Source organism: Streptomyces sp. NPDC050704, from assembly GCF_040654355.1.
In the GTDB taxonomy this organism is placed as follows: Bacteria; Actinomycetota; Actinomycetes; order Streptomycetales; family Streptomycetaceae; genus Streptomyces.
Genome location: NZ_JBFAHW010000066.1, coordinates 33,350 through 58,231, shown reverse-complemented (window position 1 = coordinate 58,231; position 24,882 = coordinate 33,350). Strand labels below are relative to the sequence as shown.

Sequence of the window (24,882 nt, the reverse complement as noted above, 5' to 3'; positions counted from 1 at the left end):
TCCGATCGGCCAAGGCCCCTTCAGGGGCGCGGCAGTTGGTGGTGGTCGATTGCCGACCACCCGTCAGCAGGTGAGCCGCGCGTCCGCCCAGTCCCCGTGGTCCGACGTGATGTCGTCGCCGCCGTCCGTGGCGACGAGGCGTACCACCTGCGCGCCGCTCACGTCGGCCGAAAGGGCTTGTGCGGCCTGGGCGTTGGTGAGGACGTCGGTCGAGGCGGCCTTCGTACCGTCGGCCCAGATCTCGAAGGCGACGGAGCCCTCGGCGCCTTCCTCGTCGTCGACGCCGACCTGCGCGGTGACGGTCTCGCAGGCCTTGCCCGTGTAGTACTCGACGGTGCTCTCCGCGTGGACGCCGAGCCCCTCCGGGTACACGACACCGTTGATCGTGAGGGGGTTGCCGTCACCCGCCGCACTCTCACCGTTGCTCGTGTTGCGCTCAACGGGCCCCCAGCCGTTGGTGGTCGAGAGCCAGGGAAGATCACCCAGAGACGACGTGCCCGAGGGTGGCGCCACCACCACGGACGTCGTCAGCGGCACCACGCTCTCGGCCCGGATCCCGCCGGGTGAGCGATAAGTCGCCTTCAGCGTCAGCTCGTACGAGCCCGCGGGCGCACTCGCGGGCGCGGTCACCGTCCACTTGGTGTGCAACGCCCGGCCCGTCGGCACGATCCCCGCGGTGGTCGGCGAGTTCGCCCGCACGGTCCAGCCCGCGGGTCCGCTCAGGGAGACGGAGACACGGGTCGCGGGGGTGCGGCCCAGGTCGGTGACCGAGGTCGTCACGGCGACCGGCTCGCCTCCCTCGACGAACGTGCCGCCGTCCAGGGCGAGTTCGACAGCGGGCGGGTTCTTGGCCCACTTGGCGTCGGCCGAGACGCGGACGAGGACCGTGCCGTGTGCCGGGACGGTCGCCGAGATCGTGCCCGCCGTGTTGTAGCTCTTGTGCTGCCACAGGTCGCGGAGTGTGTACGCGTCGGCCGCGGGCAGTCCGACGGCCCGGGCGGTCGTGGCGATGCGCTGTGCGCTGCCGGTCTCGTTGAAGAGGGCCACCGCTCGGCTGCCGTCCTTCATCTCCTTGGCGACGACCCAGCGCCCACCCTCGGAGGAGACCACGGCGCCCTGCCTGCCCAGCGGGTCCTGGTCGACCGCGATGACCTCCTTGTTGCCGAGGATGTCGAAGGTCTCCTCGGAGGCCGACCGCAGATCGGAGCCGATGAGCAGCGGCGCGGCCATGACCGACCACATCGAGAAGTGCGAGCGGTACTCCGTGCCGGTCATGCCGCCGTTGCCGACCTCCAGCATGTCCGGGTCGTTCCAGTGCCCGGGACCGGCGTACTGGTCGAGCGGCAGGTTCTGCTTGAGGATCGACAGCATCGAGCCCCAGTTGTCACTGATGTCCCCGGTCGTACGCCACAGATGCCCGACGTCCGCGGCCCACTCCCAGGGTTTGTTCTGGCCCCATTCGCAGATGCTGTAGACGATGGGCCGGCCGGTCGACTGCGACGCGGCCCTGAGCGCGTCGCGCATCGTCGTGTAGCGCAGCTTGGCGTCCACACCCTGGTTGTTGCAGTTGTCGTACTTGAGGTAGTCGACGCCCCAGTCCGCGAACTGCTGGGCGTCGCTGTACTCGTGGCCCAGCGCGCCCGGGAAACCCGCGCTGTTGCACGTCTTCGTGCCCGCGCTGGTGTAGATGCCGAACTTGAGGCCCTTGGCGTGGACGTAGTCCGCGACAGCCTTGATCCCGTTGGGGAACCGGACCGGGTCCGGCACCAGCTTGCCGTTCGCGTCCCGTTCCGGCCGCGCCCAGCAGTCGTCGAGGTTGACGTACTGGTACCCGGCGTCCTTGAGCCCCTTGTCGACGAAGATGTCCGCGATCCCTTTGACCATCTCCTCGTTGAACTCGGCCCGGCAGTGCGTGGAGTTCCAGTTGTTGAAGCCCATGGGCGGGGTGAGGGCCAGGCCGTCGTCCAGGGCGGGTGCGGCGGGAGCGGTTGGTGCGGCCGGTGTCGCGGCCTGCGCGGCCGGAGCCGGCGCGGTGAGTCCCGTGATGCCGAGAAGCCCTGCGGCGAGTGCTCCGAGTGCTCTTCGGCGCGTTGTGCGGGTGAGAAGGTGACGCATCGTTACGTTCCTCCGTACTCGCGAAAGGTTGGATGTCTTCATGTACGTGTCATCCGTGCGCGTTTTACGGTAGGACCTGTCGTGCTGTGGTGGAACAGGACATCGGATGTCACGGCGGGACCGTGACCCATGGGCGCGTCCGCAGTTGAACCGGGCATGAAGAAGCGCAGCATGCTCGCCATCGCGTCCCTCGCCGCCGGATTCGTAGTGGCGGCGGTCACTCCGTCGCACTCCGTCGACGGCGATGCCCTCGGCGGTCTCGACGTACAGGACACCCTCAGCGCCCTCGACCGGACGGTCAACGACGGCAGCCTGTCCATGGACGAGAACCCCCTGGAGCAGAACGGCTGACCGACTCCGTCGGCTCTCCGGGGCCACCTCCCGTCACACCAGGCCCGGCCCACCTCAGGGCCGGGCTTCCGCTTGTGCCGGGCCTCGCGGAAGGCGACCTCATCAGGGCCTGGTTTCCGTGGCAGGGTGGAGCGGGCAAGCCTACGGGGGTCAACAGCAGAGGGGGGAACCGTGATCGTCTGGATCAACGGTGCGTTCGGTGCGGGGAAGACCACCACCGCACGGGAACTGATCGACCTGATCCCGAACAGCACACTCTTCGACCCCGAGCTCATCGGCGCGGGGCTGACGCACCTGCTGCCCGCCAAACGTCTCGCCGAGGTCGGCGACGTCCAGGACCTGCCGATCTGGCGGCGGCTCGTGGTCGACACCGCGGCCGCGATGCTCGCCGAACTCGGCGGCGTCCTCGTGGTCCCCATGACACTGCTGCGCCAGGACTACCGCGACGAGATCTTCGGCGGACTCGCCTCCCGCAGGATTCCGGTACGCCATGTGCTTCTCGCCCCGGCGGAAACGATCCTGCGCGAGCGAATAGCCGGCCGGGAGGTCCCACCGGACCTCCCGGACGGTGAGATACGGGTGCACCAGTGGGCGTACGACCACATCGAGCCGTACCGCACCGCTCTCGCCGGCTGGCTCACCGCGGACGCCCACCTCCTCGACACCGGCGCGCTCACCCCGTACGAGACCGCCGTGCGCATCGCCGAAGCCGTGCGCAGCGGAGCGGCCGCCGTCTCAGACATCGTGCAGACCCCGGAGCCCACCTCGGAGACCGTCGCCGCCGGGGTGCTCCTCTTCGACGAGCAGGACCGGGTGCTGCTGGTCGACCCGACGTACAAGGCCGGCTGGGAGTTCCCCGGCGGTGTCGTCGAATCCGGTGAGGCCCCCGCGCGCGCGGGCGTGCGCGAGGTCGCCGAGGAGACCGGCATCCAACTCGACGACGTACCAGGCCTGTTGGTCGTCGACTGGGAACCGCCCGCGCCCCCCGGTTACGGCGGACTGCGCCTCCTCTTCGACGGCGGCCGGCTCGACGGCGCCGAGGCCCGGCGGATGCTGCTGCCGGGCCCCGAACTGCGCGGCTGGCGCTTCGTCACCGAGGAGGAGGCCGCCGGTCTGCTGCCGCCCGTCCGTTACGAGCGCCTGCGCTGGGCGTTGCGCGCACGCGAGCGGGGGGCCGCGCTGTATCTGGAGGCCGGGGTGCCCGTCGGCCAGAGCTGAGCGCTCCGCTGGAAGGACGGTGCTGCTGTATCTACGTGCGGCTCCGCCGCGGGCGCGGCCCGGTGGGGGCTGGTCGCTCCCCCGCTCTCGGCTTCTCCCCCACTCTCGGCTTCGCTCGAGCGGGGGGACCCCCATGACCAGGGGGACCCCCATCGCGGCGGAGCCGCACGTCGACACAGCCCGCGCTCCTTTTGGGGCGCTGTGCCGCACCGGACTTCACCAAGGCCGCCTTATGCGGGTCACCGGATCGCCGTGTCCGAAGCGCGCCATCTCCGTGTCGAGCAGGGCCGGTTCACGGAAGGAGCGGAGAGTCCGCTGCCGGTCGAGGGCGAGGCCAAGGTCGAAGACGCCGGGCGCGGTTGTGCCGGCCGCCGGTGCGGCGGCGATTGTGTCCCCCCGCGAACAGCACGCCGTGCGCGGGGAGTTGTAGCGCGATGCTGCCGTCTGTGTGGCGGGCACCGCCGGGACCCGCGGGCCCTGCCCGGGCGGCCGGGTTCGGTCCGAGGTGAACTCGCTCAGCTCGCAGCGTAGTTGCGCAGGAACAAGGCCTCCGCGACCGACAGCCGCTCCAGTTCCTCCGGAGACACGCTCTCGTTCACGGCGTGGATCTGCGCCTCCGGCTCGCTCAGCCCGATCAGGAGGATCTCCGCCCGCGGGTAGAGGGACGCGAGGGTGTTGCACAGCGGAATGGAGCCGCCCTGACCGGCGTACCGCATCTCGGCACCGTCGTAGGCGACGCTCATCGCCTCCGCCATCGCCGCGTACGCGGGACTGGTGGTGTCGGCGCGGAACGCCTGGCCCTGGCCGATCTGTTCCGTCTGCACGCGCGCGCCCCACGGCGTGTGCGTCTCCAGGTGGGCCTGGAGCAGCTTGGTCGCCTCGGCCGCGTCCACGCCCGGCGGCACCCGCAGACTGATCAGCGCACGGGCCGCCGCCTGCACGGACGGGGTGGCGCCGACCACGGGCGGGCAGTCGATGCCGAGCACGGTCACGGCCGGCCGGGCCCAGATGCGGTCGGCGACCGTGCCCGAGCCGATCAGCCGCACACCGTCGAGGACCTTGGCGTCCGTGCGGAACCTGTCCTCGTCGTACTGCAGACCGTCCCACCCGTCCTCGCCGGTGAGCCCGTCGACCGTCGTCGAACCGTCCTCGGCGCGCAGCGAGTCCAGTACCCGGATCAGCGCACCGAGCGCGTCGGGCGCCGCGCCGCCGAACTGCCCGGAGTGCAGGTTGCCTTCGAGGGTGTCGATCCGGACGCGCATGAGGGTCATACCGCGCAGTGCGGTCGTGACCGTCGGCACACCGACCCGGAAGTTGCCCGCGTCGCCGATGACGATCGTGTCGGCGGCCAACAGCTCCGGGTGCTCCTCGGCGTACCGCTCCAGGCCGCCCGTGCCCTGCTCCTCCGACCCCTCCACGATCACCTTCACGCCGACCGGGACACCGCCGTTCGCCTTGAGCGCGCGCAGGGCGAGGAGGTGCATGACCAGGCCGCCCTTGCAGTCGGCGGACCCGCGCCCGTACCAGCGGCCGTCCTCCCGCTCCGTCAGCTCGAACGGCGGCGTCAGCCAGCCGGCCTCGTCGAGCGGCGGCTGCACGTCGTAGTGCGCGTACAGGAGCACCGTCTTCGCGCCCTCGGGCCCGGGCAGGAAGCCGTACACCGACTGCGTGCCGTCCGGGGTGTCGAGCAGCGCGACGTCCTGGAAACCTTCGGCGCGCAGCGCGTCGGCCACCCACTTCGCGGCGCCCTCGCTCTCGCTTCTGGGGAACTGGCCGAAGTCCGCCACCGATTTGAAGGCCACCAGCTCGGTGAGCTCCGCCTTCGCCCTGGGCATCAGCGAGGCGACGGTCTCGGCGACCGGATTCGACGACATGGGCACGCTCCTCGTGGGTGCGACGTTGTACGGGTGGGTACGTGTGCGATGCACGTGCGTTTGAGTGTGCACGGCGCATACGCTGCCGATCCTCCCACAGCAGTCCTCGGCGATCGCCGCCGTAGGATGCGTGGAGCAGGTGCGGCAGGCGGCTGGATCGGAGCGGCAGACCATCGTGAGCAGCGAGAACTCTTCAGACGACGCACAGCGGGTGTGGGACGTCGTCGTGGTCGGCGCGGGGCCCGCGGGCGCCTCGGCCGCCTATGCGGCAGCGGTCGCGGGGCGCCGCGTCCTGATGCAGGAGAAAGCGGAGCTGCCCCGTTACAAAACGTGCGGCGGCGGCATCATCGGACCGACCCGGGACGCGCTGCCGCCCGGCTTCGAGCTGCCGCTCCAGGACCGGGTGCACGCGGTGACGTTCTCGCTCGACGGCAAGTTCACCCGCACCCGCCGCTCCAAGCAGATGCTCTTCGGGCTGATCAACCGGCCCGAGTTCGACCAGCAGCTCGTCGAGCACGCGCAGAAGGCGGGCGCCGACCTGCGTACAGGCGTCACGGTCTCCCGAGTGGAGCAGCACGGCTCGGCCGTCCCGGACCGGCGCACCGTGGCCGTCGTCCTACAGGACGGCGAGACGGTGCTGGCGCGGGCCGTGGTCGGCGCGGACGGCAGCGCGAGCCGGATAGGAGCGCACGTCGGGGTGAAGCTCGGCCAGGTCGACCTCGGCCTGGAGGCGGAGATCCCGGTCCCGGAGACCGTCGCCGAGGACTGGAAGGGGCGGGTCCTCATCGACTGGGGCCCCATCCCGGGCAGTTACGGGTGGGTGTTCCCCAAGGGCGACACGCTCACCGTCGGCGTGATCTCGGCACGCGGTGAAGGGGCCGCCACCAAGCGGTACTTGGAGGACTTCATCGCCCGGCTCGGCCTCGCCGGCTTCGAGCCGAGCATCTCGTCGGGGCACCTGACGCGCTGCCGCGCCGACGACTCGCCGCTGTCGCGCGGGCGGGTGCTGGTGTGCGGCGACGCGGCGGGGCTCCTGGAACCGTGGACCCGCGAGGGGATCTCCTTCGCGCTGCGTTCCGGGCGGCTCGCGGGGGAGTGGGCGGTGCGGATCGCGGAGGCCCACGACGCCGTGGACGCGCGGCGGCAGGCGTTGAACTTCGCCTTCGCCATCAAGGCGGGGCTCGGCGTCGAGATGAGCGTCGGCAAGCGGATGCTCGCCGCGTTCGAGCGCCGCCCGGGAATGTTCCACACCGCGCTCACCGGATTCCGGCCGGCCTGGAACGCGTTCGCGGGCATCACCCGCGGCTCCACCACTCTGGGCGAGCTCGTGCGGACGCACCCGATGATCGGCCGCGCCCTGACCGCGCTCGACCGGTGACCTGCGGGGAGCCGGGAGAACTGATGGAGCCGGGAGAACCGGGCGGAGCCGCGGGAGCCCGAGCTGCTCGGGCCCGGGCTCAGCTCTTGGCGGTGATCCGGAAGACCGGGTGGTCGGGGGCGATGCGCCGCAGCTCCTCGTCGGACGAGTCGGGGCCGACGCCGTTGAAGAAGACGCCGACCTCGGCCTTCCAGCGCTTGAGGTAGGCGCGCAGCAGCGGGACCTTGTCGTCGTCCGAGACCTCGGCGGCGGTGAACACGTCCACCTTCTTGCCGAGACGCAGTTCGCCGCCTCCCGCGGCCCGCATGTTGTGCGTCCACTGGACGTGGCCGCGCGGTGCGACGAGGTACTGCTCGCCGTCCACGGTCAGCAGGTTGACGGGGGTGGTGCGCCACTCGCCGCTCTTGCGGCCGCGGACGGCCAGGACCCGGGAGCCCCAGACGCTGAGGCCGCGGCGGGTCATCCATGCCACGGCGCGGTTGAAGACGTTCACGGTGAACCAGCCGGGCTTCTGTACATGTGCGGACGCGGACATGGTGACTTCCTCCTGGGAGCGGAAAGTGTGAGCACTGCTCTCGCTTGAGAGCAGTGTGCACGAGATCGGCGATCCAAAGCAAGAGCAGTGCTCTCGTTTTAGAGCACCACTCTTGTTGTGGTGCATCGATCTCGTTTGTGTGCGGTGCTCCGAATTCATGGGACACTGGCCGGCATGAGTACCGCACGAGGAGCCCGTGCCCGAGCCCGGATCGAGGTCACCGCGGCCATCAAGGACGAGGCACGCAGACAGCTCGCCGAGGAAGGCGCCGCCAAGCTCTCACTGCGCGCCGTGGCCCGCGAGCTCGGCATGGTCTCCTCCGCGCTGTACCGCTACTTCCCCAGCCGTGACGACCTGCTGACCGCGCTCATCATCGACGCCTACGACTCGCTTGGCGAGAGCGTCGAGGCGGCCCACGGCAAAGTGGCGGACGCCGGTCCGGTCCGGCGCTGGGCCGCGGTGTGCGAGGCCGTACGCGAGTGGGCGCTGGCGCATCCGCACGAGTACGCGCTGATCTACGGTTCGCCCGTGCCCGGATACACCGCGCCCGACACGACCGTGCCGGCGGCCTCACGGGTCGGATTGCTCCTCTTCGGCATCGTCCGTGACGCGCACCAGGGCGTCGGTGTGGCCGTCTCCCCGCTGCCCGCCGAACTCAGGCCCGAGGCCCGGCGGATGGCCGACGACCTCGCCCCCGACCTGCCGCCCGAGGTGGTCGCGGCGATCGTCGCGGCGTGGGCGCAGCTGTACGGGCTCGTCGGCTTCGAGCTGTTCGGACAGTTCAACCGTGTCGTGGAGGACCGGGAGACGTTCTTCCGGCACGCGGCCGCCCGACTCGGCCACGGAGTGGGCCTCGTGTTCCCTCAGGACACCGGCACCGGAGGCAGTGGCAGCAGGTCGCGGTCCTGACGCAGTATCCGCGCGTGCAGTGACCGCAGCGGTGGCCCCGGGTCGGCGCCGAGCGCCTCGGCGAGCCGCTGCCGCGCCGCCTCGTAGGCGGTCAGCGCGTCCGAGGAGCGGCCCGTCCGGTACAGGGCGAGCATCAGCAGTTCGACGAGCCGTTCCCGCAGCGGGTGCGCGGCGACGAGCCGGACGAGCTCGTGGACGTACTCGAAGGACCTGCCGAGTTCGATCTCGCCGGCCAGCCGCGCCTCCAGGACCGTGAGCCGTTTCTCGGTCCAGCGCAGCCGCTCCGCCGCCAAGTAGGGCGCCCGCAGGCCCTCCGCGAAGTCACCGCGCCACAACTCCTCGGCACGTTCGATCAGTTCACTCGCCCGCCGCAGCTCACCCGCGTCGCGCGCGGCGATCGCCTCGTCCACCAGCCGCCGCCGCTCCCGCAGGTCGTCGACGGACACTCCGGTGAGCAGATAGCCGCTGCCGGTCCACGACAACTCCGCGGCCTCGCCCAGGGCCCGGCGCAGCCCGGAGACGTACTTCTGCACGAGATTGCGTACGTGCAGGGGCGGGGCGCCGCCCCACACCGCGTCGACCAGTCCGTCGTACGAGATCGAACGCCCCTCCTGGAGGAGCAGTACGGCGAGTACGGCGCGCTGCTTCGGCGGCCCCAACGGCACCTCGGCCCCGTCGCGCAACGCCCTGAGCGGGCCGAGCAGTTCGAAGCGCAGGCGGTCACCCGAATCGTCCGCGCGCGGGCCTTTCCGTGTCCCCTCACCCATGCGTCGAGAGTATCCCGGCCCCCGAGTTCCAGTGGATCTTCCAGCGGACGGTCAGCGGCGGCCCCGACCGTGGCGGCACGGACCACCCACCCGGTACCTGGAGAAAGGCCCACCACGATGCTCACCCGGCTCGGCCGCCTGGCGGTGCGGCGCAGCCGCGCCGTCCTGATCGGCGTACTCCTCGCCTTCCTCGGCCTCGGCGCGTACGGCGCAGGCGCCCAGGGCGACCTGGACCTCTCGCGCTGGAGCGCACCCGGCACGGAGTCGGTGCGCGCCGGCGACGTACTGCGCGAGGAGTTCGGCACCGGCAACCCCAACCTCGCGCTGCTCGTCACCGCACGCGACGGTGATGTGGACAGCACCCGCACAGAGCGGGCGGCCCGCGCGCTCGCCCGAGAGGTGGCGGAGCTGCCCCTGGTCACGGACGTCACTTCGTACTGGGACGCCGAGAGCCCGGCCCTGCGCGGCACCGACGGCCGTCGCGCGCTCCTGCTGGCCCGCCTCGAAGGCAGCGCCACGGAAGCGCGCGAGCAACTCGCCACACTCTCGCCCCGGTTGACGCGCACGACCCCCGAACTCACCGTGCAGGTGGGCGGACAGGAGGAGATCTCACGACAGGTCGGTGAACAGGCCCGTACCGACTTCCTGCGCGCGGAGCTCTTCGCGCTGCCCGCCGTCGTGCTCCTGCTCATCCTGGTCTACCGGCGCACCACGGCCGCCCTGCTGACCGTCGCGGTCGGCCTCCTCTCGGTCCTCGGGACACTCGCAGGACTGCGGGCGATCGCGCAGTTCACGGAGGTGTCGACGTTCGCGGCGAACCTCGCGCTCGTCCTGGGCCTCGGACTCGGCGTCGACTACAGCCTGTTCGTGATCAGCCGCTACCGGGAGGAGCGCGCGGCCGGGCACGCCCAGCCCGATGCCGTGGTGCGGGCGACCGCGGTCGCGGGGCGCACGGTGGTGTTCAGCGGCGTGACGGTGGCGGTGTCGCTGTGCGCCCTGCTGGTGTTCCCGTTCTTCTTCCTCAGCTCGTTCGCGTACGCGGGCGTGCTCGTCGTGGCGACCGCGGTGACCGGAGCCGTGCTCTTCCTGCCCGCGGCCCTGGCCCGCTGGGGCCACCGCGTCGAACGGACCGGCACCGCCCCTGCCGCCGGCTTCTGGCACCGCACGGCCCTCGCGGCGATGCGCCGCCCGCTGCTCGCCGGTACCGGGGTGCTCGCCGTCCTGCTTCTCGCCGCCTCACCCCTCCTGGGCCTGCGCTTCGGCCTCCCCGACGAGCGCGCACTCCCCGAAGGGACCTCCTCGCGCACCACCTCCGAAATCGTGCACAAGGAGTTCGCCGCCGAACCCACCGACACCATCCAGGTCGTCCTCACCGAACCGCTCACGAACACGTCGGCGGCAAAGGCCGGCACAGGCGCGTACGCCGCCCAACTCTCCCGTATCCCGGGCGTGTTCCAGGTCGATGCGCCCTCCGGCGCCTACCGAGACGGGCAGCGGACGGGAGAACCGGGCCAGAACCGGCTGACGGCACCCGGCGGCCGCGTACGGCTGGCCCTCGTGCCCACCCAGGAGGCGATGTACGGCGACGTGCCGGCGCTCGTCGACCGGGTCCGCGACACGCCCGCCCCCGCCGGCGTACTGGTCGGCGGCTACCCGGGCGAGACCACCGACTTCCGCTCCACGCTCCTCGAACGGTTGCCGCTCGCGGCCGGGATCGTCCTCGTGGCGACGTATCTGATCCTCTTCCTGTTGACCGGCAGCGTGCTGCTGCCCGCCAAGGCGACCGTGCTGAACCTGCTCAGCCTGTCGGTGATGTTCGGCTGCCTGGTGTGGGTCTTCCAGGACGGGAACCTCTCCGGAGTGCTCGGCTTCACGGCGACCGGTTCGATCGAGCCGAGCATTCCGGTGCTGATGTTCTGCGTGGCGTACGGCCTGTCGATGGACTACGAGGTCTTCCTGCTGTCACGCATCAAGGAGGAGCACGACAGGACCGGCGACACCGAGCGCGCGGTCGGCGAGGGCATCCGGCGCAGCGCCCCGCTGATCACCGCCGCGGCAGGCATCCTCGCGCTGTCCTTCCTGTCGTACGCCACCGGCGGCGTCGTCTTCCTGAAGGAGCTCGGTATCGGCACGGCCCTGACGATCCTCGTCGACGCGACCCTCATCCGGGTGGTCCTGCTGCCCGTGACGATGCGGCTCGCCGGTCGCGCGAACTGGTGGGCACCGAAGGCGCTGCGCCGCTTCCGGATCAGGGAGGCCCAGGACCCCGAGCCGGAGCGGGTACTCCACCGGGAGTACGTGTGATCACCTCGCTCGGCTGACGCCGGTGACGGCCGGTGGCGTCTAGCGTTGCGGGCATGGAAGAGCAGCGCTCAGCCCGGTGCGGTGGACCCCCCTGGGCCAGGGGCGGTCCGCCGCGGCGCCGGTGGAACGGGCCCTCGTGGTGGAACCACCGGGACGAGGGGGAAGAGGGCGGCCGTCCTGGTCTGCCGTGGCGGTCGACCCTGCTGCTCACCGTGTTCGTGCTGGTCGGCAGCAACTTCGCCGCCGCCCAGCAGCCCGAGCGTGAAGCCCTCGACTCTTTCGCCCGGGCACTGCTCCTCGCGGGCGCCCTGCTGCTCCTGTGGCGGCAGCGGTATCCGGTGCCCGTGGTCTTCGGCACCGCGGCCTCGGCCCTCGTCTACTTCCTCGCCGGATACCCGTACGGGCCGATCTTCCTCACGGTCGCGCTCTCCTGCTTCAGCGCGATCGTCGCCGGGCACCGCTGGGCGGCCTGGACCGCGCTCGGCACCCTGGGGACGGTCCATCTCCTGGTGGGCCACTGGCTCTATCAGTGGCTGCCGCCGAAGGACGACACGGTTTCCCCGTGGGGCGAGGAGGTCGCCATCGCCGCCTGGATGGTGGCCATCCTCGCGGTCTCCGAACTCGCCCGGCTACGCCGTGAGCAGTGGGACCGCGACCGGGCGGAACGCCGGCAGGCGGCCAAGCGGCGCGCCGACGAGGAGCGGCTGCGGATCGCCCGCGAACTGCACGACGTCCTGGCGCACAGCATCTCGGTCATCAACGTCCAGGCCGGTGTCGGCCTCGCGCTCCTCGACTCCGACCCGGAACAGGCCCGCACCGCGCTCACCACCATCAAGGCGGCGAGCAAGGAGGCGCTGGGGGAGGTCCGCCAGGTGCTCGACACCCTCCGTGCGCCCGGTGACGCGCCGCGTGCGCCGGCCCCCGGCCTCGACCGGCTGCCCGAACTCGTCGAGCAGGCGGCGGGCGCGGGCCTCACCGTCGGCGTCGAGACCCGGGGCGCGCGCAGGAGCCTCCCGCCCGGCGCCGACCTGGCCGCCTTCCGAATCGTCCAGGAGGCGCTGACCAACGTCGTACGGCACTCCGGATCGCGCCGCGCCCGCGTGCTGGTCGACCACGCGGGCGACACCCTGCGGCTCCGGATCGACGACGACGGCCCGGCGACCGGCGAGGAGGCGGGCGGCAGCGGCAACGGGCTGGCCGGAATGCGGGAGCGGGCCGCGGCCCTGGATGGCACGATCGAGGCCGGGCCGCGCGAGGACGGCGGTTTCCGGGTGCTGGCCGTACTGCCGCTCAAGAAGAAGTCGCTCGGGGCGTCCGCCGGGAAGCCCCTCAAGCTCAAGGAGGACCGGTGATCCGCGTACTGCTCGCCGACGACCAGTCACTGGTCCGCGCAGGCTTCAAGGCACTCCTCGACGCGCAGCCCGACATCGAGGTGGGCGGGGAGGCCGCCGACGGCGAGGAGGCGCTGCGCAAGGTGCGCGAACTGCGGCCGGACGTCGTCCTGATGGACATCCGCATGCCCGTCCTCGACGGCCTCGCCGCGACCCGCCACATCACCGACGACACGGACCTGAAGGATGTCAAGGTGGTCATGCTCACCACCTTCGAACTGGACGAGTACGTCTTCGAGGCCATCCGCTCCGGAGCCTCCGGCTTTCTCGTCAAGGACACCGAGCCGGAGGAACTCCTGCGCGCTGTCAGGGCGGTGGTGGAGGGCGACGCGTTGCTGTCGCCGGGGGTGACCCGTCGGCTGATCGCCGAGTTCGCGGCCCGCTCCAAGGAGCCCGCTGTCGCGGACGCGCTCGCCGAACTCACCGAGCGGGAGCGCGAGGTGATGGCGCTGGTCGGCATCGGGCTGTCCAACGACGAGATCGCCCGCCGTCTCGTCGTCAGCCCGCTGACGGCCAAGACCCATGTCAGCCGGACCATGGTGAAGCTGGGGGCCCGTGACCGGGCCCAACTGGTCGTGCTGGCCTATGAGTCGGGGTTGGTGCGGCCGGGCTGGCTGGGCTGAGGCCCCTGCCGGAAACGGAAGAGCACGCTGATCACGCGTACCAGGAAGAGGACGGCCGCGAGTGCGGACCCGAGGGCGAACTCCGCCTGCTCGACGACACCCGGCAGGTCGAAGAGCAGCGCGGGACCGGCCACGGCCCCGAACAGCACCGCCGCCGCGAACGCCGCGCTGAACAACGCGTATCCGATCTCGACGGTCATCGCGTCCCGCTCGGACTGAGTCCGCCGTCCCCCGGTGTGTTCCATGTCCCGAAGTGTCACAGGCGTGCGCCCGGCGGGGCAAGGAAGCCCGCCGGGCGCACATCGTCGGAAGACCGGCCGCGGGTCGCGGGCCGCGGGCTGCGAAGCGGTCGTGGATCGCGGGATCAGTCGCGGACCGTCACCCGCTCCTCCGCCGCCTCGGCCCTCGCCTCCGCCTGTGTGGGCTCGGACTTGGCGACCAGGACCGTCGCCTGCCGCGTGGTACGCCGGGTGCGCAGTCCCGTCGCCGTGACGAGCAGGCCGGCCAGGGCGATCACGGTCACCATGACCAGACCGGAGCGGTAGCTGTCGAGGACGGCCTGCGGTGCGGAGCTCTCGGAGGCGTTCGCGGCCACGACGGCCGTCACGACGGCCAGGAAGATCGCGCCGCCCACCTGTACCGAGGTGTTGAGCAGACCGGAGACCATGCCCTGCTCGTGGTCCTCCACGCCGTTGGTGGCCTGGATGTTGAGGGACGGGAAGACCAGCGCGCAGGCCGCGCCGATCAGCAGCATCGACGGCAGGATCACCGCCGCGTACACCGGGTCGAGACTGACCTGCAGGAACAGCGCGTAGCCGACGACCATCAGGGCGAAGCCCAACACGATCAGCCGCGGTGTCCCGAACCGGTCGACGACGGACCCCACCTTCGTCGAGGACAGCGCGACCAGCGCCCCTGCGGGCAGGAAGGCGAGCGCGGTCTGCAGGGCCGACCAGCCGAGCAGCGACTGCATGTAGAGCGTGACGAGGAACTGGAAGCTGACGTACGAGCCGAAGAACGCCATGGCGCCCAGCTGGGCCCGGATCTGGCTGCCGGAGCGCAGCACACCGAGCCGGATCAGCGGGCTCGGGCTGCGCCGTTCGACGCGTACGAACACGGTGAGCAGGACGGCGACGGCGAGGAACGACAGCAGCGTGCGGGCCGTGCCCCAGCCGACCTCGGGGGCCTGGACCACGGTGAAGACGAGCAGCAGCATCGAGGCGGTGCCGATGATCGCGCCGGGGATGTCGTAGCCGCGGTGCGTCTGCTCGCGCTCGCTGCGCGGGATGAGCTTCAGGCCGGCGATCAGGGCGGCGATCGCGATGGGCGCGGGCAGCAGCATGGTCAGCCGCCAGCTGGCCTCGGTGAGCAGTCCGGACAGGACAAGACCCATGGAGAAGCCGGTGGCGGCGCAGGTGGTGTAGAGGGAGAGGGCGCGGTTGCGCAGCGGGCCCTCGGGGAACGTCGTGGTGATGATCGACAGGCCGGCGGGCGCGGTGAACGCGGCGCTCAGGCCCTTGATGAACCGGCTGGCTATCAGCAGCGGGCCGGAGTCGACGAGCCCGCCGAGCAGCGAGGCGAGCGCGAAGACGCCGAGGGCCACCAGGAAGACCTGACGGCGGCCGAGCAGGTCGGCGGTGCGTCCGCCGAGGAGCAGCAGGCCGCCGTAACCGAGGATGTAGCCGCTGACGACCCATTGCAGGGCCGAGGTGGAGAGGTCGAGTTCGGAACCGATGGACGGCAGGGCGACGCCGACCATCGACACGTCCAGCGCGTCCAGGAACATCGCGGCGCAGAGCACCAGGAGGGTGCCCCACAGGCGAGGTGTCCAGTGGACCCCCGAGGACGGAGCCGCGGAGGTGGTGAGCGGAGAGGTCATGCGCCTCACGGTACATGCGCATGCATTTAATGCCGATGCAACAAAGTTGTTTTTTTGCTAAGGTGCGGCCATGGCGGCTGTCGAGAAGGCCGAGCAGGGGCTCGTGGACCAGTGGCGCGACATCCTCGCGGTACATGCGCGCACGCTGTGCGAACTCGACCGTGAGCTGCATCAACACGGCCTGGGCGCCAGTGACTTCGAGGTACTCGACGTGCTGGCCGCGAGCACACCGGCCGACGGCGGCAGCTCGTACCGCGTCCAGGAGATCGCCGAGCGCGTGCACCTGAGCCAGAGCGCCCTGTCCCGGCTGATCGGCCGGCTGGAGAAGGACGGCCTGGTGGAGCGCTGCATGTGCCCCGAGGACCGGCGGGGCGTACGCGTCTCCCTCACCCCGAAGGGGCGCACCCTGCACGGCGAGGTGCTGCCGGTACAGCGCGCGGTGCTGACGCGGATGCTGGCGGGCGGGTGACGACTTCCCGTGTCGCTCAGTTCCAGGTGACCCCTGACTTCTCGCGCCACAGCGTCGCGATCGACGAGTCTCCCGTCACGACCGGGAAGGGCCGACGGTTCCACAACGCCTGATAGAGCTGAGCGGCCGGTCCCGCCAACTCGCAGTCGGCGTCCGTCACTTCGCCCCGCTCGCTCACGGGTGGCTCGGTCGACAGCCGTACGGTCCACACGGCGTCCGTGTCCGAGGCGCGCACCCTCAGTACACGTGGCTCGTCCGTCCGCACCCTGCTCTTGCGGCGTACGTGGAAGCCGCGCAGCAGCTCGTCGATGCCGTCGACCGCGAAGTCCACGGAGATCTCGCTCGGGGCGCCACCGAGCGCGGACTCCGCGTCGATCCGGTGCACGGTCGTCTCGTGGGCCTGTCGCCGGGCCCAGAAGGCGAGCGGTGATGGGGCGGGCAGGAAGGCCCAGCACCGCACGTCGGGCGGGGCGGAGGCGAGCGTGTCGACGAGCCGTCGGTGCCCTTCCCGGAACCAGGCGAGCAGTTCCGCCCCGTCCAGCTCCGGCAGACCCCCGTCGGGGTGGTACGAGGTGTGCCCCTCGGCGACGAACGCCGTGGCCCAGCGATGCACCATGCCGGTGTGCCGCAGCAGGTCCCGCACCTGCCAGCCCGGGCACGTCGGCACCTTGGCGTCGACCCCGGCCTCCGCCGCGGCCCCCGCCAGCAACCGGCCTTCCCTGTCCAGGGTTCGAACGAGCTCGGCAATCTCCATGTGCGGAGTCTGCCGGATGGAGTGGGCTCTACGGGAGGACGCCGCCACCGTGCCTTCGACGCCCAGGCGCTGTGGCGCGCCTGGGCGTCGGACTGGAGCTGCGGCCGGGGGAGGCGGACTGTCCGCCGCCCCCGACGGATGACTACCGGGCGCCCGGCGCCGTCGCCGCCAGGTCCGCCGGCGGCGTCGCGGGGACGGCCAGGAGGTCGTCCGCGGCGTCGCCTTCGGGGTGGATGTCCGGCAGGATCCGGTCCAGCCAGCCCGGCAGCCACCAGGCGTGCTTGCCGAGCAGGCTCATCGCGGCGGGCACGAGGACCATCCGGACCAGCGTCACGTCGAGGATGACGGCCACGGAGAGGCCGATGCCGAACAGCTTGGTCGTGGCCTCGTCCATCAGGATGAACGCACCGAACACACCGATCATGATCAGTGCGGCGCTCGTGATCACCCGGGCCGTGGAGCCGACGCCCTCGACGACCGCCGCCTTGGCGTCACCGTGGCGCTGGAACTGCTCGCGCACCCGGCTGAGCAGGAACACCTCGTAGTCCATGGACAGTCCGAAGAGAACCGCGAACATGAGCATGGGCGCCAGCGGGAAGATCGGGACGCCGTCTTCGAGGCCGATGAGGTTGGCTCCCCAGCCCCACTGGATGACCGCGACGACCACTCCGTACGCGGCACCGATGCTGAGGACGTTGAGGATCGCGGCCTTCAGCGGCACCAGGACCGACCGGAACACGATCAGCAGGATCACGAAGGACAGTCCGATCACGGCACCCAGGAACCACAGCATGCGCTGCTGGAGCTGCCCGGAGAGGTCCGTACTCATGGCGGTCGCACCGGTGACCATCGGCTTCGCGTCGGTTCCGCGCAACGCGTCGGGCAGCAGGTCCTGGCGCAGGTGATCGACGAGCTCCCCGGTCTTCGCGTCCTGCGGTGCGGTGGTCGGAGTGACGTCGAACGACGCCAGGTCGCCCTTGGGACTGAGTGCCACGGCGCCCACGGAGGCGATGCCGGGATCGTCCCGCAACGCCCGGCCCACGCCGTCGACCGTGGACGGGTCGGTTCCGTTCATCTCGATCACCACTTGCAGCGGACCGTTGACACCTGGCCCGAAGCCCTCGGCGAGGAGGTCGTACGACTTGCGTGTGGTGGTGGTCGAAGCGTCGTTGCCCGAGTCGGAGAAGCCGAGGTGCATGGAGAAGACCGGCACGGCGAGCACGCCGAGCAGAACGAGGGCGGCGGCGCCGTAGCGAACGGGCTGTGCGACCACCTTGGCGGACCAGCGGCTGGACTTGGACCTCGGGTTGTACGCCGGCTTCGGCTTCACGAGGGGAATCCGCAGGTTGTTGACCCGTCGGCCGGCGAGGCCGAGCAGTGCGGGCAGCAGGGTGAGGGCGGCGAGCATGGTCACCGTGACCATCAGCGCCGAGGCCCAGCCGATCACGGTGAGCATCCGGACGCCCGACAGCTGCAGGCCGGTGATCGCCACGATGACGGTGACGCCGGCGAACAGCACCGAGAGGCCCGCGGTGGCGTTCGCGCGGCCCACCGCCTCGGGCACGGGCATGCCGTTGGACAGGTTCTGCCGGTGCCGGGTCAGGACGAACAGCGCGTAGTCGATACCGATCCCGAGGCCGAGCATCATGGCGACGATCGGGGCGATCTGGGGGACGGCCATGGCCCCGGACATGAGGCCGATGGCGCTGGAGCCGATGAGGATGGCCACCAGCGCGGCCACGATCGGCAGGCTCATGGCGACCAGGGAGCCGAACGCCACCGCCAGGATCACGATCGCGAGCCCGACGCCGAGCATCTCGCTGGAGACGCCGCCCCCCTCTTCAGTCCCCGCGTAACCGAGATCGCCGTCGTACTCGACCTGCACTCCGGCGGCGCGGACGGGCTCAGTGGCTCGCTCCGCGGCGTCGAACTGCGCCGAGGTGGCCTTTTCGTCGGTGTCGAAGGCCAGGGTCGTGAAGCCGGTCCGGCGGTCGGGACTCAGCGTCGGGCCCCGTGCGTCGTACGGATCGGACACCGCGACGACGTGCGGTATCGCGGCAAGGCCGGTGCGTGCCTCGGCCATCGCCGCCTTGACCTCGGGCCGGGTCAGTCCCTCGTCGGAGTGGAAGATGATGTTGGCGATGGATGTGGTCTCCTGCGGGAACTTGTCCTGGAGCGCCTCCGCCGCCCTCTGCGACTCGACACCGGGCACCTTGAAGGTTTCGTCGGTGCTGCCGCCGAAGGACTGGTTGAGCAGGAAGGCGGCTGCCGCGATCGCGACCCACGTCATGATGACGCGCCATGGGTGCCGGCCGGAGAAGTGTCCGATCCGGTAGAGCAGTCGGGACATGGGGTACCTCTCAGGTTTTGTCGACGAGTGTCCGGGTGGGGTCCGCACCCACTCGGCGGGGCGGGACACGAACGTCCTCTTCGGGGCGGGGAATCGGGGCGGACCGGGATTCTCGGGCTCGGGTGCGTCGAGGGCGCCCCGACGGGGCTCTTCCGGTTCCTCTTGGATGACCCGGGTCTTCATCACGGCTCCTTGGGGGCGGTTCGGGACTGCTCCTCACGCTGACAGTCCGCGGTACGGCGGGTAAGGCGGGCCACTGGCCGGTGTGGGGGGCGGGTTTCTGGTGTGCCGCGGGGGTGCGGACACCCCCGCGGCCGAACGGTCCGGTGGTGGGAGGGGGTTCGGTGTCCGCGCTGGCGCCGGTGCCGTGCCGGGAGTAGCGTGCGAGCGACGCCTCCCTTCATCTCCGGCCGTACGCACGCCAGTTGTGGACGGTCGCGCCCCGGTCACGCCCGACGGCAATGATCGGGAAGGGGGAAGCGATGCCAACGTCCGCGGTACGCCGGGCTGTTCGCGCCCGGAGTCCGGTGGTGCTCGGCGGCCTGGCGGGACTGCTCGTGGCCGCGGCTGCCGGCGGCTGCCTGACTCTCGCCGCGGCGGCCGGTATCCCGGCGGTACACGCCACGCTGATCGTCTGGATGGCGGTGTCCTACTCGGCGGCCGGCCTCATCGCGTGGCGGCGCCGGCCCGCCAACCGCTTCGGCCCGCTGATGCTCCTCACGGGAGTGGCCACCTTCGCCACGGCCCTGTGGTGGGCCGACATCGTCGCCCTACGGACCGTCGGGCAGCTGTGCGACCTGCTGCCGACGGTGCTGATCCTGCACCTGTTCCTGGCCTTTCCGACCGGCCGGTTGACGAGCCGGCCGGCGAGGCTGCTCGTCGGCCTGGGCTACGTGGCCGCGGTCGGTGTGCAGCCGGTGGCGATCATGCTGGGCAGCCTCGGCCCGGACCATCCCCTGCTGCTGGTCGACGCGCCGGAGGTGGGCTCGGCGTTGTTCGACGGTGAGCTCATCGTGATCAGCGTGGTCTCGCTCGCCGGTGTCGCACAGCTCGTGGCCCGCCGCCGGGCCGCCGGCCGGCCGCTGCGCAGGTCCCTCGGGCTGCTGATCGACTCCTTCGGGCTCGGCCTGGCGATGATCGCCGTCATGCTGATGGTGGGCGTGTTCGGCGGACCCTCGTTCCCGGTGGTCCAGCGGGTGAGCATCGCGGTGATCGGGTTCGCCCCGGTCGCCTTCCTCGCCGGCCTGCTGGGCGCCCGGCTGGCCCGGACGGCCGTCGGCGACCTCGTGGTGGAGCTGCGGGCCGAACCGGACGACCTGCGGGCCCCGCTGGCCCGGGCGCTCGGGGATCCGTCGCTCGCGGTGCTGTACTGGCTGCCGCAGTTCGCCAGTTGGACCGACCAGCACGGCAAGCCGCTCGAACTGCCCGCCGATCAGGCCCGGGCGACCACACTCATCGAGCGCGACGGCGCGCCGGTGGCGGCCCTGATCCACGACGTGGCGCTGAACGACGAACGCGAACTCCTCGACGCGGTCAGCGCCGCCGCGGCCATCGCCCTGGAAACCGGCCGGCTGCAGGCCGAACTACGGGCCCACGTCGACGAGTTGCGCGGCTCCCGGGCCCGCGTCATCGAAGCCGGCCAACAGGAGCGGCAGCGGCTGGAGCGCAACCTCCACGACGGCGCCCAGCAGCGGCTCATCGCGCTCTCCCTCGACCTCGCCATGCTGGAGTCGAGCCTCGACGGCGACCCGGCCGCCCGAACCCGCCTGTCCCAGGCCAGGGGCGAGATCGCCACCTCCCTCGCGGAGTTGCGCGATGTCGCCCGCGGGCTGCACCCGGCCGTCCTCAGCGCGCACGGCCTCGCCGTCGCCCTCGAATCGCTGACCGCACGAGCGCCCTTGCCGGTCCGGCTGACGGTACGGCTCGACGGCAGACTCGCCGAAGCCGTCGAGGTCGCGGCGTACTACGTGGTCTGCGAGAGCCTCGCCAACATCGGGAAGCACGCCCGGGCCACCGCGGCGACGGTGAGCGTCGCCCAGGCCGACGGCCGGCTCGTGGTCGAGGTCCTCGACGACGGCCGCGGCGGCGCCGACACCGAGGGCGGCAGCGGTCTGCGGGGACTGGCCGACCGGGTCGAGGCGCTCGACGGGCGGCTCCGGGTGTGGACGTCGAGCGGCAACGGCACCCGCGTACAGGCGGAACTGCCATGCGGGTAGCCATCGCCGAGGACAGTGTCCTGCTCCGGGAGGGTCTCGCCCGGCTGCTCGGCGACGCCGGCTTCGATGTGCTGGGGCGCTGCCGGGACGCCGAGGAACTGCTCAGCCTGCTGCGCACCCGGCTGCCCGACGTGGTCATCGTCGACATCCGGCTGCCGCCCACCCACAGCGACGAGGGCATCCGGGCGGCGGTGGAGATCCGCGCGGCCCACCCCGAGGTCGGGGTGCTGGTGCTCTCCCAGTACGTCGAACTCGGCCTGGCCATGAAGCTGTTGGCCGACTCGGCGGAGGGCGTCGGCTACCTGCTCAAGGACCGCATCAGCGACGTGCCCGAATTCCTGGGCGCCGTACGCAGGGTCGCCACCGGAGGCTCCGCCGTCGACCCGACCATCGTGTCCACCCTCCTCTCCCGGCGGCGCAGCGACGACCCGCTCGGACGGCTGACCCCACGCGAGCGCGAGGTGCTCGAGCTGATGGCCGCCGGCAACTCCAACCAGGGCATCGCCGACCGGCTGGTCATCACACTGCGCGCGGTGGAGAAGTACGTCTCCAGCATCTTCGGCAAGCTCGGCCTCCCGGCGACGGGCAGCGAGTCCCGCCGGGTGCTGGCCGTGCTCCTGTTCCTGCGCACCTGACCGGGCGACGCGGCTGGTCACCGCGCGCCCGGCGGGCGCTGATCACCACGAAAAGGGTGGTCGCCACGAAGCGGGTGATCAGCGGCAGAGGGGGGAATCAGCGGCCGAGCGCCTTCTGAAGCTGTTGCTTGTTCATGGCGGACCGGCCGTCGATGTTGCGCTTCTTCGCCTCCTCGTACAGCTGATCCCTGGTGGGCCCCTCGGAGCCGCTGTGCGAGCGCTGCCCGCCGCGCTGCGAGGCGGACTTCGGGTCGCGGGTGGAGACCTTGCTCGAACTCTTGGACTCGCCGGAGCGGGCGCGCTCCTTGTTCACCGTGCGGGACGCGATCTCCTTCGCGCGGGCCGTGGACTCGCCCCGCCGCTCGGCGCTCTCCTTGACGTGCTCGTACTGCCGCTCACGCTTCTTGTTCGATCCTGCGGGCATCACAGTGCTCCTTTCCCGGGGCGGGCCGAGTGGACACGCCACGAGTTCCCGCACCTCGGACCGCATAACGCGAGATCGGACACCGCACCGCAGGGGTGCGGTTGCCGACGTGCGCCCGTTCGGACGCGCAGCGATGTCGCGTGGCGTGGCCCGCGGTGATGGTGGGAGTACTCGCAACTCTGCGTCTGAAGGGAGATCCCCATGCGTATCCGTCTTATGACCGCGGCGGCCCTGGCGAGCGTGGCCTTGCTGACAACCGCCGGAGCAGCCGTCGCAGACTCCGATCCGGTCGGTGTGGCGGTGGACAGCCCGGGCGTGCTGTCCGGCAACGTCATCCAGATTCCTGTGCATGTGCCGATCAACGTGTGCGGCAATTCCATCAACATCGTGGGCCTGTTGAACCCCGCGGCCGGCAACGAGTGCCGCAACGACTGAGCGGCGGTCGTCACTGAGGCACCGAAGTACGCGAACCCCGGCCCGCGCGTCGCGCGCGGGCCGGGCGGCGATGAGTTCCGGCTACCTGGGCACCCGTACGGACGACAGACAGAAAGCTCAGCAATCAGGAGGACGATCATGACTTCGTCCCGCCACGCACAGAGCACCGGCGAGAGCACGGACGAGAGCACGGATCTGCCCGTCGCCGACTTCGACGGGCTTCCTCTGGGCGAGATCGAGCACCGCATCCGAGCGCTGGACGAGTCCGAACTCAGGGATCTGCTGGAACACGAGCGCGGTCATGCTCACCGGACGCCCGTCCTGGAGATCCTCACCGCGCGCCTGCACCAGCTCTCGACGGGCGCCGAGCCCACCGGCAGCGGGTCGGCAGCCTCTCCTCCGCGACCGGCACCGCCGTCGGGCGGCTCACCGGTCTCGCCCGAGACGTCACCGGAACCGATGAACCCGCCGCCGCACGGAACTCCGGACCAGTTCGGCAAGCCCAAGGGAAACCGGGCACGCTAGTCCGGGCGGCGTGGTGCCGGGCTCGGGAAGCCCGGCCCGCACCGGTGTCAGGTTGCTGGAAGACCTCGTGCGCGTGGGGAGCGTCGTCCAGCGGCAGCCGATCGGTACCGGCCTTCTCGGCGAACCGGGCCGACAAGCCGCGCGGCAGGACACCGGCCGCGTGCTGGGCCGGCCGACTCACCGGACTGCCGTGCGCCTCCGCGCCGAAGGCGTCGATCACGCGGGAACCGAGGCCATGTTTCCGGCCGCCCGCCCGGGGGACTCGGCTCCGTGAACTGTCAACCAGCGGCAGAATCAGCCGGTCCCGAGCGAGACCGGACGCGGAAGGAAGATGAACCGCCGTGACTGCGGACGTCAGCAAGAAGAGCACCATCCGTCGGCCCGAGACGGGCTGGGCGAAGGCGCGCCGCCGACGTGCGAGCTGTATCCGTACGTACGTTCCGGCCGTCGTCGATCGCGACACCCGGCAGGCTCAGTCGACCCCCGAGTGGAACATCGTCAGGGGCGAGGACTGACCGGCCGCCCCGCCGCCGGACCCGGACCCGGACCCGGACCCGCGAGGGGAAACCAAGGGAAGGGGTGGGCCGGAGAGACAGCCGAAGGTCTCTCCGGCCCTTGGCGCCCGCACCGGTCCGCTGGGTTGTCGGCCACGCGCGACACGCACTGTCCCGTTGATCCACGAGGTGCCCGTGACCCGTCGGAACAGTTCCCACAACTCGTCCGGCACCAGCCGCTCAACGGTCCGCGCCTCGACCGGCAGCTACCCAGCCGAATGAGATGACGTCTTCAAGGCTTCAAGGGGTGGCCGCGCCCTGTCACCCGCCGCCTCCCGCCTTTCGGCCACCTGCGGGCAGCCGTCAACTGGCCGTCCACCCGCCGTCCACGGCCAGTGCCGACCCCGTGGCGAACGAGGCGCGGTCGCTGCACAGCCACAGCGCCGCTTGGGCGATCTCGACGGGATCGGCCATGCGCTTCTGCATCTGGCGGGCGACGAAAGCCGTCTCCAACTCCGGGTAGGCCTCGACTGCTTGGTTGATCATGTCTGTGCGGGTGGTGCCGACGACGAGCGTGTTGATGCGAATGTCGTGTGCTGCGTACTCCGCCGCCGCGGCCCTGGTCATGCCGAGCACCGCGTGCTTCGCGGCGACGTAGGGCACGGGGGCTCCGGTGGCCCCCACGGCCGCGGTGCTGGACGTGTTGACGATCACGCCCTTCCCCGCTTCGAGCATCACCGGGATCTGGGAGCGCAGACAGTTCCAGGTGCCGCTGACATTGACGGCCATCGTGCGGTCGAAGAGGCCCTGGTCGAGCTCATGCAGAGGGGACAGGTCGTCGCCGGCGAAGCCCGCGTTGTTGAAGGCCGCGTCCAAGGCGCCGAAGTGCTCACGGGTCGTGTCCACGGCGCGCTGTACGTCCGGGGCGACCGAGACGTCGCCCGCGCTGACAGCCGCCCGGCCGCCCGAGTCGTTTATCTCCTGGGCTAATCGCTTCAGTACGTCCTCGCGGCGGGCCATCAGGAGGACCGCCGCTCCCTCGGCGGCGAACAGACGAGCGGCCGCCTCTCCGATACCGCTTGACGCACCCGTGATCATGACGGTCTTACCGGCCAGCATTCCATTCGTGTCACTCATGCGGCGAGTAAACCTCCTGAGGTCCCTGGAGCGCACCCCTCCGCTACCGCGGACTCACCAAGTGAGATGATCCCCAACTGGCGGGCGTGGCCCGGTACT

24 protein-coding genes are annotated in these 24,882 nt (G+C 71.1%); 13 read left to right on the top strand and 11 right to left on the bottom strand.

All coding sequences use genetic code 11. The features are described 5' to 3' along the window. Positions 1 to 63: 63 nt before the first annotated feature. Positions 64 to 2,115, bottom strand: coding sequence for an NPCBM/NEW2 domain-containing protein (locus AB0I18_RS32425; RefSeq protein WP_363109203.1), 2,052 nt, complete (start codon positions 2,113 to 2,115; stop codon positions 64 to 66). A gap of 156 nt (positions 2,116 to 2,271) precedes the next feature. On the opposite strand from AB0I18_RS32425, the gene AB0I18_RS32420 reads away from it, so the two are divergent. Both AB0I18_RS32420 and AB0I18_RS32415 read left to right on the top strand, forming a co-directional pair. Beyond that, on the top strand, positions 2,272 to 2,466 hold the full coding sequence (locus AB0I18_RS32420) for a hypothetical protein (protein ID WP_363109202.1): 195 nt from the start codon (positions 2,272 to 2,274) through the stop codon (positions 2,464 to 2,466). Between the two features lie 171 nt (positions 2,467 to 2,637). After that, entirely contained in the window at positions 2,638 to 3,684 is a 1,047-nt protein-coding gene (locus AB0I18_RS32415) for an NUDIX domain-containing protein (RefSeq protein WP_363109201.1), read from the top strand. Between the two features lie 216 nt (positions 3,685 to 3,900). Here AB0I18_RS32415 and AB0I18_RS32410 read toward each other — a convergent pair whose 3' ends face one another. After that, positions 3,901 to 4,143: a hypothetical protein gene (locus AB0I18_RS32410; protein ID WP_363109200.1), complete on the bottom strand. Its 243-nt coding sequence runs from the start codon at positions 4,141 to 4,143 to the stop codon at positions 3,901 to 3,903. 56 nt (positions 4,144 to 4,199) lie between these two features. Next, positions 4,200 to 5,558 (bottom strand): dipeptidase, encoded by a 1,359-nt coding sequence (locus AB0I18_RS32405; protein WP_363109199.1) that lies wholly within the window; start codon positions 5,556 to 5,558, stop codon positions 4,200 to 4,202. Between the two features lie 175 nt (positions 5,559 to 5,733). Here AB0I18_RS32405 and AB0I18_RS32400 point away from each other — a divergent pair, with 175 nt between their 5' ends. Continuing rightward, positions 5,734 to 6,936 (top strand): geranylgeranyl reductase family protein, encoded by a 1,203-nt coding sequence (locus tag AB0I18_RS32400; protein WP_363109198.1) that lies wholly within the window; start codon positions 5,734 to 5,736, stop codon positions 6,934 to 6,936. A gap of 79 nt (positions 6,937 to 7,015) precedes the next feature. Here the strand turns inward: AB0I18_RS32400 and AB0I18_RS32395 are convergent, their stop codons facing one another. Beyond that, a complete protein-coding gene (locus tag AB0I18_RS32395; RefSeq protein ID WP_363109197.1) occupies positions 7,016 to 7,471 on the bottom strand; it encodes a nitroreductase family deazaflavin-dependent oxidoreductase in 456 nt (151 codons plus the stop codon). A 174-nt stretch (positions 7,472 to 7,645) separates the two neighbouring features. Between AB0I18_RS32395 and AB0I18_RS32390 the strand changes: the two genes are divergently transcribed. Beyond that, complete coding sequence (locus AB0I18_RS32390) at positions 7,646 to 8,380, top strand: TetR/AcrR family transcriptional regulator (RefSeq protein ID WP_363109196.1); 735 nt, start codon at positions 7,646 to 7,648, stop codon at positions 8,378 to 8,380. Here the strand turns inward: AB0I18_RS32390 and AB0I18_RS32385 are convergent. Then, a complete protein-coding gene (locus tag AB0I18_RS32385) occupies positions 8,335 to 9,147 on the bottom strand; it encodes an AfsR/SARP family transcriptional regulator (protein ID WP_363109195.1) in 813 nt (270 codons plus the stop codon). The two genes, AB0I18_RS32390 and AB0I18_RS32385, sit on opposite strands and share 46 nt — an antisense overlap. Positions 9,148 to 9,264: 117 nt before the next feature. Between AB0I18_RS32385 and AB0I18_RS32380 the strand changes: the two genes are divergently transcribed. From AB0I18_RS32380 to AB0I18_RS32370, 3 genes are read left to right on the top strand one after another with little or no spacing between them, the layout of a single operon-like run. Further along, the gene (locus AB0I18_RS32380; RefSeq protein ID WP_363109194.1) at positions 9,265 to 11,451 is read left to right on the top strand and encodes an MMPL family transporter; all 2,187 of its coding nucleotides are present in this window, start codon (positions 9,265 to 9,267) and stop codon (positions 11,449 to 11,451) included. A gap of 53 nt (positions 11,452 to 11,504) precedes the next feature. After that, positions 11,505 to 12,803, top strand: coding sequence for a sensor histidine kinase (locus AB0I18_RS32375; RefSeq protein WP_363109193.1), 1,299 nt, complete (start codon positions 11,505 to 11,507; stop codon positions 12,801 to 12,803). Continuing rightward, complete coding sequence (locus AB0I18_RS32370) at positions 12,800 to 13,465, top strand: response regulator transcription factor (RefSeq protein WP_363109192.1); 666 nt, start codon at positions 12,800 to 12,802, stop codon at positions 13,463 to 13,465. Before AB0I18_RS32375 ends, AB0I18_RS32370 begins: the two co-directional genes overlap by 4 nt. On the opposite strand, the gene AB0I18_RS32365 is transcribed toward AB0I18_RS32370, so the two are convergent. Together AB0I18_RS32365 and AB0I18_RS32360 are read right to left on the bottom strand one after the other, a co-directional pair. Then, a complete protein-coding gene (locus AB0I18_RS32365) occupies positions 13,426 to 13,710 on the bottom strand; it encodes a DUF6332 family protein (RefSeq protein ID WP_363109191.1) in 285 nt (94 codons plus the stop codon). The genes AB0I18_RS32370 and AB0I18_RS32365 overlap by 40 nt on opposite strands. A 119-nt stretch (positions 13,711 to 13,829) precedes the next feature. Next, positions 13,830 to 15,344 (bottom strand): MFS transporter, encoded by a 1,515-nt coding sequence (locus AB0I18_RS32360; RefSeq protein WP_363109190.1) that lies wholly within the window; start codon positions 15,342 to 15,344, stop codon positions 13,830 to 13,832. 70 nt (positions 15,345 to 15,414) lie between these two features. Between AB0I18_RS32360 and AB0I18_RS32355 the strand changes: the two genes are divergently transcribed. Beyond that, positions 15,415 to 15,813 (top strand): MarR family transcriptional regulator, encoded by a 399-nt coding sequence (locus AB0I18_RS32355; RefSeq protein WP_363109189.1) that lies wholly within the window; start codon positions 15,415 to 15,417, stop codon positions 15,811 to 15,813. Between the two features lie 16 nt (positions 15,814 to 15,829). Here AB0I18_RS32355 and AB0I18_RS32350 read toward each other — a convergent pair whose 3' ends face one another. Both AB0I18_RS32350 and AB0I18_RS32345 read right to left on the bottom strand, forming a co-directional pair. Next, positions 15,830 to 16,567 carry a maleylpyruvate isomerase family mycothiol-dependent enzyme gene (locus AB0I18_RS32350; protein WP_363109188.1) on the bottom strand — a complete coding sequence of 246 codons (738 nt, stop codon included), beginning with the start codon at positions 16,565 to 16,567 and terminating at the stop codon, positions 15,830 to 15,832. Positions 16,568 to 16,709: 142 nt separating this feature from the next. After that, positions 16,710 to 18,917 carry an MMPL family transporter gene (locus AB0I18_RS32345; RefSeq protein ID WP_363109187.1) on the bottom strand — a complete coding sequence of 736 codons (2,208 nt, stop codon included), beginning with the start codon at positions 18,915 to 18,917 and terminating at the stop codon, positions 16,710 to 16,712. A gap of 482 nt (positions 18,918 to 19,399) precedes the next feature. Between AB0I18_RS32345 and AB0I18_RS32340 the strand changes: the two genes are divergently transcribed. Together AB0I18_RS32340 and AB0I18_RS32335 are read left to right on the top strand one after the other, a co-directional pair. After that, positions 19,400 to 21,133, top strand: a complete 1,734-nt coding sequence (locus tag AB0I18_RS32340; protein ID WP_363109186.1) for a histidine kinase — start codon at positions 19,400 to 19,402, stop codon at positions 21,131 to 21,133. Then, entirely contained in the window at positions 21,124 to 21,768 is a 645-nt protein-coding gene (locus tag AB0I18_RS32335) for a response regulator transcription factor (protein WP_363109185.1), read from the top strand. Before AB0I18_RS32340 ends, AB0I18_RS32335 begins: the two co-directional genes overlap by 10 nt. A gap of 97 nt (positions 21,769 to 21,865) precedes the next feature. Here the strand turns inward: AB0I18_RS32335 and AB0I18_RS32330 are convergent, their stop codons facing one another. Then, entirely contained in the window at positions 21,866 to 22,192 is a 327-nt protein-coding gene (locus tag AB0I18_RS32330; protein ID WP_363109184.1) for a plasmid stabilization protein, read from the bottom strand. Between the two features lie 201 nt (positions 22,193 to 22,393). Here AB0I18_RS32330 and AB0I18_RS32325 point away from each other — a divergent pair, with 201 nt between their 5' ends. The 3 genes from AB0I18_RS32325 to AB0I18_RS32315 all read left to right on the top strand — a co-directional run bounded on the left by AB0I18_RS32325 (position 22,394) and on the right by AB0I18_RS32315 (position 23,667). Then, the gene (locus tag AB0I18_RS32325) at positions 22,394 to 22,627 is read left to right on the top strand and encodes a chaplin (RefSeq protein WP_363109183.1); all 234 of its coding nucleotides are present in this window, start codon (positions 22,394 to 22,396) and stop codon (positions 22,625 to 22,627) included. Positions 22,628 to 22,765: 138 nt separating this feature from the next. Next, the gene (locus tag AB0I18_RS32320; protein WP_363109182.1) at positions 22,766 to 23,152 is read left to right on the top strand and encodes a hypothetical protein; all 387 of its coding nucleotides are present in this window, start codon (positions 22,766 to 22,768) and stop codon (positions 23,150 to 23,152) included. A gap of 341 nt (positions 23,153 to 23,493) precedes the next feature. Beyond that, the gene (locus AB0I18_RS32315; RefSeq protein WP_363109181.1) at positions 23,494 to 23,667 is read left to right on the top strand and encodes a hypothetical protein; all 174 of its coding nucleotides are present in this window, start codon (positions 23,494 to 23,496) and stop codon (positions 23,665 to 23,667) included. A gap of 342 nt (positions 23,668 to 24,009) precedes the next feature. Here the strand turns inward: AB0I18_RS32315 and AB0I18_RS32310 are convergent, their stop codons facing one another. Next, positions 24,010 to 24,783 carry an SDR family oxidoreductase gene (locus tag AB0I18_RS32310; protein WP_363109180.1) on the bottom strand — a complete coding sequence of 258 codons (774 nt, stop codon included), beginning with the start codon at positions 24,781 to 24,783 and terminating at the stop codon, positions 24,010 to 24,012. Between the last annotated feature and the right edge of the window lie 99 nt (positions 24,784 to 24,882).